We start from the raw sequence: 12,681 nt of genomic DNA on the forward strand, positions 1-12,681 counted from the left end.
CCTTTATCCGGGGCAGCGCGCCCTAGCCTGATGTGTCAGCACGGCGGCATATGTTCAAGCCTTTGGTGCCTGCCTCCTGCGCTTAGCCCTTCATCTCGGACAGTTTGGCCGTGTTCACACCCAGCGATTTCAACTTGCGGTGCAGCGCCGAGCGTTCCATGCCCACAAAAGACGCCGTGCGGCTGATATTGCCGCCAAAGCGCTTGATCTGCGACAGCAGATACTCACGCTCGAACAATTCGCGCGCTTCGCGCAGCGGCAATGTGGTCAGGCTGCCGGACAGCACCAGCTTGGGATCTGCGTCATCGCCTTCGGCAGGGGTTTCGGTTTGCAGATCGCGGATGTCGATGGCGCGGCCCGCATCGCCCAGAATCATCGCCCGCTCGATCACGTTGCGCAGCTGGCGGATATTGCCGGGCCAGCGCATTGCTTGCAAATGCGCGCATGCGGCATCTGACAGGGCGCGCTTGGCAAGACCCTGCGTGCGGTGCAACTCTTCCATGAAATGTTCGGCCAGAAGCGGAATATCCTCGCGGCGGTCTTCCAGACCGGGCACCGGAATCGGCACCACACTCAGCCGGTCGAACAATTCCTGCCGGAACAGCCCGTCGCGCACGCGACTGGGCAAATCCTGACTGGTGGCACTCATGACGCGCAGATCAACCCGTACCTTGTCCGCGCCGCCCACACGGGTGAATTGCTGCTCGACCAGCACGCGCAAGATTTTGGACTGGGTGCCCATGGGCATATCGGCCACTTCATCCAGATAGACCACCCCGCCATGCGCCTGTTCCAGCAAGCCCGGCTCGACGCCGCGCTCGGAACTTTCGCGGCCAAACAGGACTTCCTCCATGCGCTCTGGCTCGATCGTGGCGGCCGAGACGCAGACAAAGGGGCTGGTCGCGCGGTCGGAATGTTCATGCACGAAGCGCGCCGCCGCTTCCTTGCCGCTGCCCGCAGGGCCGGTGAACATGACCCGCGCATTGGACCCTGTCACCTTTTCCAGCTGTGCGCACATGGTGCGGTAGGCATGGCTTTCGCCCAGCATCTGGGTGCTGTTGGTGTCGCGCCGCCGCAGAACCATGTTTTCACGCCGCAGGCGCGATGCCTCCATCGCGCGCGAGATGACGACCATCAGCTTGTCAATGTTGAACGGCTTTTCAATGAAGTCATACGCGCCTTGCTTGATCGCAGCGACCGCGATTTCAACATTGCCATGCCCCGAGATGATGACAATGGGAATATCGGGGTTCGAGCGTTTGACCGTCATCAGAATATCGATGCCATCCATCTTGCTGTCTTTCAGCCAGATATCGAGCACCATCAATGCGGGCGGGTTGGCATTCACCTGCGCCATCGCCTCGTCGGAATTGGCGGCGCGTCGGGTGGTAAAGCCCTCATCCTCTAGAATATCAGAGATCAACTCGCGGATATCGCGCTCGTCATCGACAATAAGAATATCACTCATGCGTCAGTACTCGCCAATTTGGTCATGTCTTGCCCGCTCATCTGTTGGGGGGTCAGGCGTGGCAGGCGGATCACGGCCATCGCGCCTGCATGCACATCGCCATCAAAAACGGCGGCATCTTCCAGACGCAAGGTGCCGCCATGCTCTTCTATAATCTTGCGCACAATCGACAGGCCCAGCCCTGTGCCTGCCGCGCGCGTGGTCACATAGGGTTCAAACAGGCGCGCGCGGTCTTCGGGCAGGCCCACACCATTATCGGAAATGGTGATGTGCAGGTCAGTTTCGCGCGCCTCGAACCACAGGCGGATTTCAGGCACAAACGCCCCGTGGTTTTCATTTTCAATACGGCTTTCAATGGCTTCTCCTGCATTCTTAATCAAATTGGTAAAGGCTTGCGCCATCATCGTCTCGTCCACCTCTACGATCACGGGCGCATCGGGCAGGTCCGAGTGAAACCGCACATCGGGCTGCCCGCTTTCCTGCAACAGCGCGCAATCGCGCAAAATCGTTGTCAGATCATGCGGGCGGCGGTCCGGTTCGGGCATGCGCGCAAAGCGCGAGAATTCATCAACAATGCGGCGCAAGTCATTGGTCTGGCGTACAATTACCGCAGTAAGCTGGGACAGGCTTTCAGCATCTGCCCCATCCAGCTTGCGCGCGAATTTCCGCTCTATCCGTTCTGCCGAAAGCTGGATCGGGGTGAGCGGGTTCTTGATTTCATGCGCGATGCGCCGCGCCACATCGCCCCATGCGGCCATGCGCTGCGCCGAGACCAGCTCGCTCACATCATCAAAGGCCACGACATACCCTTCCAGCTGCCCGTCGCTGCGGCGGCGTTCGGCCATGCGCACAAGCAGCGTTTCCAGACGGCCCGAGCGCGACAGCCTGAGTTCTTCTTGCACGCGGCCCAGATTGGCGGATGTGCTGCGCAGATGATCCAGCAGCGGCGCAAATTCCGGCACGACATGATCCAGCGGCGCGTCGGGGCTGGCAGTGGCATCCAGTTCCAGCATGGCAACCGCCGCACGGTTGATGAATTCCACACGCCCCTCTGCATCCAGCCCCACAACGCCCGCAGTGACCGACCCCAGCACCGAATCGAACAGACGCCTGCGCGCCTCGATCTGGCGGTTGTTTTCCAGCAGCGTTTCGCGCTGCCCTTTCAACTGCCGCGTCATCTGGTTGAACACCCGCCCCAGAAGCGCGATTTCATCATCATCGCGTGCCACCTCGACCTGCACATCCAGATCCCCGCCGCCCACCTGTTCTGCCGCTTCGGCCAGACGCCCGACAGGGCGGGCCAGCCGCTCTGCAAAATTCAGCCCCAGCCAGATTGACGCCAGAATAAGGATCAGCGCAAAGCCCAGATACAGCGCGCCGAACTGAAACAGCAGCCGCCCGCGTTCGCGTTCAAGCTGTTGATAGAACACAACAGTCTCTCGGGTTTCATCCAGCAGGCTCAGGATAGCGCCATCCACCTCTCTGGCGACATAGAGGTATCTGTCAAAATAATTATCCAGGGCCACAAGGGCGCGAAATTCGTTATTGGGCCAATCGCGGATCACCACGATCCCGTCTTGTGCCTGTGCAATGTCATCGGGCGACAGGGGCGAGAAATTGAACCTGAAAGAGCGCTCTCCGCGCGCGCGAATCTCGCCCGCGCCATCAACAATAAAGGCCACGCGCAGCCCGCGCTGGATTTGCGCCTGCGCCTCGGACAGAAGGTTGCGCAATTCGCCATCTTCCAGCAGGGGGAAGACGCGGCGCACTGTTTCCAGATACGCGGCCAGTTCGCGCGTATCGGTGCGCAGGTCGCGTTCCTGTTCAAACTGATATGCCTCGGCTGCGGCAAGTGAATTGCCCACCACGCGCTGCACCCTGTCCGAAAACCACCCTTCCAGCCCCACATTCAGCGTCAGCGCGGCAAATACCGCAACTGTCACAGTCGGCACCAGCGCAATCGTGGCAAACAGGGTAGACAGCCGCAGATGCAAGCGCGAGCCTGCGGAATCCGATCGCCGCGCAGCAATCAGCCGCGCAACACGCACCGCCACAAGTGCGGCAATAATCAGCACATAGACAAGGTCGGCCAGCAGCACCAACAGCAGGCTTCGGGAATCGAAGACCTGCCCCATAGGGCCAAGCGCCAGAAGCGTCAGAAACACCAGCAGCGGGCCAGCCAGAACAAGCGCCAGCGCCACACGGTTGGACAAGCGCCTGCCCCCGATCTGGGTCATCGCCGCTTTCAGCATGGGCGATCCTTGTCCTCAAGCACGCGCCACCCCCTCCGCCAGCATCTGTTCCATCAAAGGGCTACCCCCTTTTTCTGCGATGCATTGCGGCGAGTTTGCCACATGCCCTGTGGTAATTCTACATCAAATCACACTTGGGCAAGGTGTGTTTCTGTCAGGTCAGTTTGCGTCTGCGGGACACGGGAATATCCAGTTCTGTGATTTTCTTGCGCAAGGTGTTGCGGTTGATCCCCAGCAGATCGGCGCAGCGCGCCTGATTTCCGCCTGTCGCATCCAAGGCAAGTTCGATCAAGGGTGTCTCGACTTCGCGCAAGATGCGCCCATACAGGCCCGGTGGCGGCAAATCCTGACCATGCAGGTCGAAATACCGGCGCAGATGCCGCGCGACCGACTCGGACAGGGTTTCGTCAGTGAACCGCTCGCCCACGGATACCGCGCTGGGCTGGCTGTGCAACGCGCCCTCAATCTCGGCGCGTGCAATGATCGGGTCTGTGCTGGTCAGGCCAAGGCGGCGCAGGGTGTTTTGCAACTGCCGCACATTTCCGGGCCATGAATACAGGCGCACCACTTCCAGCGCGTCCGGCGCAAGGCTGCGCGGGGTCGCGCCGTCATCTGCGGCTTGTGACAGAAAATGCCGCGCCAAGGGTTCCAGATCGTCAATCCGTTCGCGCAGCGTGGGCACATTCAGCACCACGCCCCCCAGCCGGTAATACAGGTCTTCGCGCAAGGCCCCATCGGCCAGCGCGCGCGTCAGATTGCCCTGTGCCGTGGCCATGACGCGCGGCCCGTCTTCGGGCAAGGCATCCAGCAGGCGCGCGGCGCGCAACTGCGCATCGGTGTCGTAAGACAGGATTTCATCAAACACCAAAGTGCCGCCGCGCACGCGTGACATCAGCATTTGCGCGCCGTCAAAGGTGTTCAGGTCTTCTGCCGTGGCCGACACAAAGGGCTGGTTTCGCCGGTCTGACAAGTCATGCAATGTGCGCGCGATAAGTGATTTTCCGGTGCCGGATTCACCCAGAATCAGGACAGGCATGGCCGAATTGATCACCCGCGCGATCAGCCGGTATAATTCCTGCATCACAGGCGTGCGCCCGACCAGCGGCATCGAATCCATGCTCAGCATATCGCCGCGCGGTGCAGGGCTTGGGCGTGCGGGCGGGTCATTGACCGACACGCGGCGGCGATTTTTCATCGCAGCCCCTGCCCGTTTCAGCAAATCGGGCAAGTCGAAGGGTTTGGGCATATAGTCATGCGCATTGACTTCATTGGCCTGAATCGCAGTCATGATCGTATTCTGCGCCGAAATGACGATAACCGGCAGATCAGGGCGTTCCTGCGAGATTTTGGGGATCATCTCTATCCCGTTGCCATCGGGCATCATGACATCGGTGATCACCAGATCACCGCGCCCTTCTTCGACCCAGCGCATCAGCGTGGTCAGGCTGGATGTGGCATGGACCTTGCAGCCTGCGCGCGTCAGTGCCTGTGTCAGCACTGTGCGGATTGTGCGGTCATCATCTGCCACCAGAACTGTACCGTCCATCAGCGACTCTCCTTGCTGTCAGTTATTTTGGGCGCGCGGGGCAGCGAAATGCGAAAGACAGTCCGGCCCGGCTTGCTGTCTACCGATACCCAGCCGTCATGGGCCGCGATGATTTTCGACACCAGCGCCAGCCCCAGACCTGTTCCGTTTTCACGCCCCGACACGAAAGGGTCAAACACCTCATCCGCGATTTCGGAAGGCAGGCCGGGGCCGTCATCTATGATCTCGACATGGATGGGCAGGGCCACTTCCTGCCCGCCAGAGCCGCGCAGCCGCAAGGATTGTTCAAAAAACGTCTTGATGCGAATGCGCCCGCCCATAAGCTGCGCTTGGGCTGCGTTCTTCAGAAGGTTCAGAAACACCTGCAAAAGCTGGTCTGCATCGGCCCAGACCGGCGGCAAGGACGGGTCATACGCATCGCGTATCTGCATATGCGCGGCAAAGCCCACTTCGGCAGACCGGCGCGCCCGTTCCAGAACATCATGGATATTCACCGCGCGGCATTCGGGGGGGCGCTGGTTGCCGAATTGTTCAACCTGATCCAGCAATTTGACGATGCGCTGGGTCTCGGCCACAATCAGGTCAGTCAGCGCGCGATCCTCGCCACTCAGGCCCATCGACAAAAGCTGTGCGGCCCCTGTAATGCCTGCCAGCGGGTTCTTGATTTCATGCGCCAGCATTTGCGACATGCCAATCGCAGAGCGCGCGGCATGGCGAATGCCATCTGCCTTGCCCAGCTTGCCCGCAATCTCGCGCGGGGTCATCAGCATCAGGACCAGATCGCGCCGGTCGCCCAGCAAGGCCAGCTGGATCGCGCAATGCACGCTTGGCCGCTCGCCCTGAACCACGGGGGCATCATTTATGAACACAGGCGCGCGGTTTTCGCGGCAGCGCTGCAAGGCAGTCTCTATCGGCGCATCGATCTGCACGATCTGTGCCAAGGGCCGCTCCAGCACCGAGCGGCGTGACAGGCTAAGGAACCCTTCTGCCGCAGGGTTGCAATCGGCAATGCATTCAACCCCGTTCTTTTGCCCGATCATCAGGGCCGGCACAGGCAAGGCCGCCCAGATGGTTCCTGTGGTGGGCGGTGTCATGCTGCGCGCTCCACATCTGGAACGGGGCACAGCGCGTCGGGCAACAGGCGCAGCACCTCGGCCGGGTCTGTCGCGGTCAGAAGCCTGCGGCGCAGTGCGACGCACCCGTTTGCCGCCTCGCTATACCAGCCCAGATGCTTGCGCGCGGTCTTGAGGCCAAACGCGCTGCCATAAAACGACAAGATCGCCTCGTAATGGGCGCTGACCAGCGCGACCAGCTCTGCCCCCTCGGGGGTCTTGGGCGCGGGTGTGCCGAACAGATCGGCCGCGACCTGCGCCAGTAGCCATGGCCGCCCCTGCGCGCCCCGTCCGATCATCACGCCAGCCGCGCCCGACTGTGCCAAGGCCTTGCGCGCCGCGCGGCACGAGGTGATATCGCCATTGGCAATGACGGGCACCGGACAGGCGCGCACAACCTCGCCAATCGCCGCCCAATCGGCCTGACCTTTGTAGAACTGGCAGCGCGTGCGGCCGTGGATTGTGACCATCCGCACGCCCGCCTCTGCGGCGCGCTGCGCCAGCAGGGGCGCATTCAGACACGCATCATCCCAGCCCAGCCGCGTCTTGAGGGTGACCGGAATATCCACCGCGTTTACAACGGCTTCAATCAGGCGCAAGGCCAGATCCGGCTCTCGCATCAGGGCGGAACCTGACATGCCGCCCACGACTTTCTTGGCCGGACAGCCCATGTTTATGTCAATAATCTCGGCCCCGTTATCGGCAACCATGCGCGCGGCTTCGGCCAGCCAATAGGCGTCGCGCCCTGCAAGCTGCACGGCGGTGCGCACCTCGCCCAGCCCCAGTTCCGCGCGCGCTTTTGCCCGGGTCGAGGGCTTGGCCTGCACCATTTCCTGACTGGCCACCATTTCCGACACAACCAGCCCTGCACCGAAACCGGCGACAACGCGGCGAAAGGGCAAGTCTGTGATCCCTGCAAGCGGGGCCAGCAAAACGGGCGGGTCGATTGACAGATCCGCCAATGGCCCGCATGTCGGGTGCTGGCCTGTCTTCACCCTGTGTGACTGGGCGCGATCAATCTTGCGGTCGTCTTGCATTACCCTGCCCTGCTTCCTCATGTGATTTGTCCTAGCCCCGCCCTGCCTGTGACGCAAACCTCATCGTAGCACCACTGGCGAGAATTTCATCAGATGATGAAATTTTGTGCAACTATTTTGAGCAATCGCGCGGATTGTCAGCACGGGCTGCTTCGGCTTATAGCAGAGGCACTTAAAGAAGGGGCAAAACATGCGCGAGGACTGTGCAGCAATCATCGTCGCGGCAGGGCGCGGAACACGCGCGGGCAGCGGGGTGCCAAAGCAGTGGCGGATGCTGGCGGGCCGCGTTGTTCTGGCCCATACGCTGGAGGCTTTGCGCCAAGCGGGCCTGTCGCGGCTGGTGCTTGTGATCCACCCCGAGGATATGGACAAGGCGCAAGCCCTGTCGGCACCGGATGTGGCGATCGTCATGGGCGGGGGCACGCGGGTGGAGTCAGTGCGGGCAGCGCTAGAGGCGCTGGCGCAGGATGCCCCCCATCATGTGCTGATCCATGACGGCGCGCGCCCGCTAGTCAGCGCCCGCGTTATCGCCGATGTGCGCGATGCCTTGGTCCGCGCCACGGGTGCCGCCCCCGCCCTGCCTGTCGTCGATGCGCTTTGGCGCGGTGAGGAAGGACAGGTCGCGGCAGCTGTCAGCCGCGCGGGGCTGTTTCGCGCGCAAACACCACAGGGCTTCGAGTTCAACGCGATTCTGGCCGCCCACCGCGCCCATAGGGGCGAGGCCGCAGATGATGTCGAGATTGCGCGCGCCGCTGGCATGGAAATCGCCATGACACCGGGCTGCGAGGAGAATATAAAACTGACATATCAGGCAGATTTCGACCGCGCCGCGCGGTTGATTGCACAACGACAAGGGCATGACATGGATATTCGGCTGGGCAATGGCTATGACGTTCACCGCTTTGGTCCGGGCGACGGGTGCTGGTTATGCGGGGTTCTGGTGCCCCATGACCGCGCGCTTCAGGGGCATTCCGATGCCGATGTGGGCATGCATGCCCTGACAGATGCGATTTATGGCGCGCTGGCCGAAGGCGATATCGGGCGGCATTTCCCGCCCAGTGATCCGCAATGGAAAGGTGCAGACAGCCAGATTTTCCTGCGCCACGCCGTCGATCTGATGCGCGAACGCGGCTACCAGCTTAGCAATTGCGATGTCACCCTTGTGTGCGAGCGCCCCAAAATAGGGCCGCATGCAGATGCGATGCAAGCAGCCCTTGCCGCCATCATGGGCTGCGCGCCGGATCGTGTCAGCGTCAAGGCCACAACATCGGAGCGGCTTGGGTTTACAGGGCGCGAAGAGGGAATCGCCGCTATCGCCACGGCCTGCCTAAGCCGTACCGTGCCCGATGTGTGACGCATAGCCACGCAGCCCTGATAACGGCGCCCCCCCAATCTGGTGCTACCTGACAAGAGATCAGCAATGATGGCTTTACGGGGCTTTTCAGACATCCCTTGCGCGGAACAAAGGGCCGCAGGCCCGCCGCGCAGCGTCGGGCCGCGGTGCGGCGATCCCCCGCCCCTGCTACAGCACTTTATGCCAGCCAAATCCGCGAAAGATCAAGGCTTCGCGCATAGCCAAGCCAAATCGCCGTGCCGTGGGTGCGGCCCGGCGATGCGCGGCGGCCTACGGCCTTGATTCCGCGCGAGAGATGCAGCCGAATGGCGGATCAATCCCGCACAATTGACCTGTATCACGCAAAGCGGCATCTCGTATCAGCCGCGCCACCCTGGCCGTGGTTTGCGGGGCAAGCCCCATATATCTGCCGCAATGCCGCTGCCTGCGCGGTCGGATAAGGGCGGGGTCAATAAATATACCGGATCTGATCGCCCCAATACCGCTCCATGCGTTTCAGGGTGCGCGCGACAGTATCCAGCGCGCCGAAATCAAGAATTTCATCTTGCTGAAGCACCCTAGCATGCTGGTCGAACAGGTCCGACAGCTTGCCCCGAATGGCCTGCCCCTTGGGCGTCAGCCGCACCCGCACCGAACGTTTGTCAACCGCGCAGCGCTGGTGGTGCATATAGCCAAGTTCAACCAGCTTTTTCAGGTTATAGGACACGTTTGATCCCTGATAATAGCCGCGCGATTTCAATTCACCTGCGGTGACCTCGTGATCCCCGATATTGAACAGCAACAGCGCCTGAACAGGGTTGATTGTCATCACCCCAAGCCGCTCGAACTCGTCCTTGATGACATCGAGCATAAGGCGGTGCAGCCGTTCCAGCAACGCGAGGTTGTCGAGATAGCGCGACAAAAACTCGTTTCGCAGTGACGGGCCGAATTCCTGCTGAATACTCACAAAACACTCCATCCTTGTGCGTCAACACCGCAATCTGCCAGCCACAGGCAAAGATTGCGTTAAAGCGCCCAGAAGTTTCAGAGCATTTATGTTCAATTTTATCCGTCACCGGATGCGCCTTTGTGCAGGGCACGCAAGCCCGGTCAGCCCGGACTGCGTTCGGCCCAGCCTGCAAAGATTTTCTCCAGCGCGACGACGATATAATACAGAACAATCCCGAGAAAGGCCAAGGCGATCAGCACCGCAAACATCAGCGGGAAATCGGAATTGGTGCGCCCGCTGTCAAACAACGCGCCCAAGCCCCGCCCGTGCGGGCTGACAATTTCCATCAGGTTTGTGCCGATGAAAGCCAGCGTCACTGCCACTTTCAGCGCGCCGAAAAATTCCGGCAAGGTCTTGGGCAGCGCGATTTTCCAAAAGATCGTGGCTTGCGAGGCACCAAGGCTGCGCAGGATGTCGCGGTATTCCGGCTCTAGCGTCGAAAGCCCGATAGAGACCGACACCGCGATGGGAAAGAACGAGATCATGAAGGCCAGCAGCACCGTGTTGAAATCGTGCTGGCCCACGAACATCAGCGCGACAATGGGCACCACAGTGGCCTTGGGGATGGCATTGAACCCCACCAACAGCGGATAAAGCGCGTCGCGCATGGTGCGCGAGAACCCCATGATCATGCCCAAGAGCGTGCCAAACAAAACCGCCAGCAACAGCCCCACCACAGTGCGCCACAGCGTTTGCCAGCCCATCGACAGGAAGAGCGGCCAATGACGCTCAAATGCGGGGGGCAAATCGGACGGGGCCGCCATCTTGAAGCGTGGCCAGCCATTGAACCAGACCAGCCATTCCCAGAATGCCAGAAACACCACAACCGCGATGACCGGCACGACAAAGGCGCGAATATGCTTGTTCATGCCGCGCCCTCCTCGGCGGTGCTGCGCCCTTGGGCGATCTGGATCTGGTGGCGCAGGATGTTCAACTGCTCTGCCGCAACGGGGGTATACAGATCATCCAGCGTGCGCGGCCCGTTTGAGGGGATGTCCAGCACATATTGCGTGCGCGCAGGCCGCCCCGACAGAACAACCACCTGATCGGCAAGGAAAATGGATTCGCGCAAGTCATGCGTGATCAGCACGCCCGTGAAAGGTTCGCGTTCCTTGACGCGGTGCATGGTCTGCCACAGGTCTTCGCGGGTGAACGCATCCAGCGCGCCGAAGGGTTCATCAAGGATCAACACTTCGGGCTGGTGGATCAGCGCGCGGCACAGCGAGGCGCGCTGGCGCATGCCGCCCGACAATTCAGAGGGGCGCTTGTCTTCAAACCCTTCCAGCCCCACCAGCGACAACAGAAAGCGCGCGCGGTCTTCGGCCTGCTTTCTGGACAGTTTCGAGGGCACGATTTCCAGCGGCAGCAGCACGTTTTTCAAAATCGTGCGCCATTCCAGAAGTACGGGGTTCTGAAAGGCCATGCCCACAGTGGCCCGCGGCCCTTTCACGCGTTCGCCATGCAACCACACCTCGCCATGGTCGGGCTTCATCAGCCCTGCGATCAGGCGCGTCAGCGTGGACTTGCCGCACCCAGAGGGGCCGACAACCGCGACAAAGCCGCCTTCGGGCACAGATACATTTAACCCGTCCAGCACAGGCAACGGACCGGCATCAGTGCGGTAAGCATGCCGCACATCCTTGATTTCAATAAGGTTTTGCATTCTGTCCCCGTAAAAAGAAAACCAGCGCCGCAAGGGCGCTGGTTTGTATCAGCTTAATCGAGCTTGAAGCCACCCTCGGGGAGGAAGGCGTCTGTGAAATACAGGCTGGCATCCGGCTCTGTCTGGTATTCATATGTCAGCTTGATCTGCTCGATCGAGTTGGCGAAGCGGGCATCGTCAATAATACCCATCCCGTTTTCCATGACCCAATCGGTCACAACCGAATCCTGCATGGCCAGTTCCAGCCGGCGCAATTCCAGCTCTGAATCCATGGCGGGGTTGCGGCTGACAAGGCTTTCAATGGCGGCGGCGGGGTCTGCGATAGTGTCAACCCAGCCCTTGGCGACCGCTTCCAGAAAAGCCGAGACAGCATCTGGGTTGGCTTCGGCAAAGTCGGTATTGACGATGATCACATTGCCATACAGGTCAACCCCGTGATCGGCCATCAGGATGACGGTCAGATCATCTTCAGGCACGCCAAGGCGCGCGGTGCTCAGGAATGATGTGAACGAAAACCCTGTCACGGCATCGACTGTGCCTTCGGCCAGCGACGGCTCGCGCGTGGGGAAACCCACAGGTTCGATCGTGACCTTGCTTTCGTCAATGCCGGTTTCGGCAACAAAGATCGGCCATTGGGCAAATGCGCCATCGGGGGGCGGCGCGCCAAGGGTGCGGCCTTCCAGATCCGAGGGGGTCTCGATCCCAAGCGACTTGCGGCCCACAATGGCGAAAGGTGGCTTGTCATAGACCATCATCGCACCGATGACGGGGGCATCGGGGTTCTGGTCCAGAAACTTGATCAGGCTGTTGATATCGGCAAAGCCGACCGGAAAGGCGCCTGTCGCCACTTTCGGAATGGCATCAAGGCTGCCCTGCCCTGCGGTGACTTCGACTTCCAGCCCTGCATCGGCGAAATAGCCTTTGTCGATGGCCACGAAATAAGGGGCCGATGGCCCCTCGAACCGCCAATCCAGCGCGAAGGGCATCGCGGTCTGGGCATGGGCTGAAACGGCAAGAGCACTGAAGCCTATGGCAGCAGTCACGGTGCGGTGAAACATCAATATCCCTCCTGTTGGACGTATGGCAATCTGCCTAAGCGCTTCAAAGGGCGGTGTCATGGCTTGGAACACTCCACCCCACAACATCTGGCCCCGTTGCCGCATTCTTGTGCAACCTGCGCCGCTTTGCAACCGATTTAAGCGACATGTTGCTGCTTCCATAAGCACAGGGCGCATTATTTGGGCTTGCAGTGCGTGCCCCG

10 protein-coding genes are annotated in these 12,681 nt (G+C 60.9%); 1 reads left to right on the top strand and 9 read right to left on the bottom strand.

Going from position 1 to position 12,681, the window contains the following annotated elements; all coding sequences use genetic code 11:
• Window positions 1-82: 82 nt before the first annotated feature.
• The 5 genes from ntrX to dusB form a co-directional block, all read right to left on the bottom strand.
• Complete coding sequence (ntrX, locus tag BG455_RS14505; RefSeq protein ID WP_071470720.1) at window positions 83-1,468, bottom strand: nitrogen assimilation response regulator NtrX; 1,386 nt, start codon at window positions 1,466-1,468, stop codon at window positions 83-85.
• Window positions 1,465-3,720 carry a sensor histidine kinase NtrY-like gene (locus BG455_RS14510; protein ID WP_071470721.1) on the bottom strand — a complete coding sequence of 752 codons (2,256 nt, stop codon included), beginning with the start codon at window positions 3,718-3,720 and terminating at the stop codon, window positions 1,465-1,467. The genes ntrX and BG455_RS14510 overlap by 4 nt, the downstream gene beginning before the upstream one ends.
• 154 nt (window positions 3,721-3,874) lie before the next feature.
• Window positions 3,875-5,266: a sigma-54-dependent transcriptional regulator gene (locus BG455_RS14515; RefSeq protein WP_071470722.1), complete on the bottom strand. Its 1,392-nt coding sequence runs from the start codon at window positions 5,264-5,266 to the stop codon at window positions 3,875-3,877.
• The gene (locus BG455_RS14520; protein ID WP_071470723.1) at window positions 5,266-6,360 is read right to left on the bottom strand and encodes a two-component system sensor histidine kinase NtrB; all 1,095 of its coding nucleotides are present in this window, start codon (window positions 6,358-6,360) and stop codon (window positions 5,266-5,268) included. Before BG455_RS14520 ends, BG455_RS14515 begins: the two co-directional genes overlap by 1 nt.
• The gene (gene dusB / locus BG455_RS14525) at window positions 6,357-7,415 is read right to left on the bottom strand and encodes a tRNA dihydrouridine synthase DusB (protein ID WP_084386462.1); all 1,059 of its coding nucleotides are present in this window, start codon (window positions 7,413-7,415) and stop codon (window positions 6,357-6,359) included. The genes BG455_RS14520 and dusB overlap by 4 nt, the downstream gene beginning before the upstream one ends.
• Window positions 7,416-7,605: 190 nt before the next feature.
• Here dusB and BG455_RS14530 point away from each other — a divergent pair, with 190 nt between their 5' ends.
• Complete coding sequence (locus tag BG455_RS14530; protein ID WP_071470724.1) at window positions 7,606-8,769, top strand: bifunctional 2-C-methyl-D-erythritol 4-phosphate cytidylyltransferase/2-C-methyl-D-erythritol 2,4-cyclodiphosphate synthase; 1,164 nt, start codon at window positions 7,606-7,608, stop codon at window positions 8,767-8,769.
• Between the two features lie 448 nt (window positions 8,770-9,217).
• Here BG455_RS14530 and BG455_RS14535 read toward each other — a convergent pair whose 3' ends face one another.
• The 4 genes from BG455_RS14535 to BG455_RS14550 form a co-directional block, all read right to left on the bottom strand.
• A complete protein-coding gene (locus BG455_RS14535; RefSeq protein ID WP_071470725.1) occupies window positions 9,218-9,727 on the bottom strand; it encodes a MarR family winged helix-turn-helix transcriptional regulator in 510 nt (169 codons plus the stop codon).
• 131 nt (window positions 9,728-9,858) lie between these two features.
• Entirely contained in the window at window positions 9,859-10,626 is a 768-nt protein-coding gene (locus BG455_RS14540; RefSeq protein ID WP_071470726.1) for an ABC transporter permease, read from the bottom strand.
• Entirely contained in the window at window positions 10,623-11,420 is a 798-nt protein-coding gene (locus BG455_RS14545; RefSeq protein WP_071470727.1) for an ABC transporter ATP-binding protein, read from the bottom strand. Before BG455_RS14545 ends, BG455_RS14540 begins: the two co-directional genes overlap by 4 nt.
• 53 nt (window positions 11,421-11,473) lie before the next feature.
• Window positions 11,474-12,478, bottom strand: a complete 1,005-nt coding sequence (locus BG455_RS14550) for an ABC transporter substrate-binding protein (protein ID WP_071470728.1) — start codon at window positions 12,476-12,478, stop codon at window positions 11,474-11,476.
• Between the last annotated feature and the right edge of the window lie 203 nt (window positions 12,479-12,681).

Origin of the sequence: Roseinatronobacter thiooxidans (assembly GCF_001870675.1) — a bacterium.
GTDB classification, from domain to species: domain Bacteria; phylum Pseudomonadota; class Alphaproteobacteria; order Rhodobacterales; family Rhodobacteraceae; genus Roseinatronobacter; species Roseinatronobacter thiooxidans.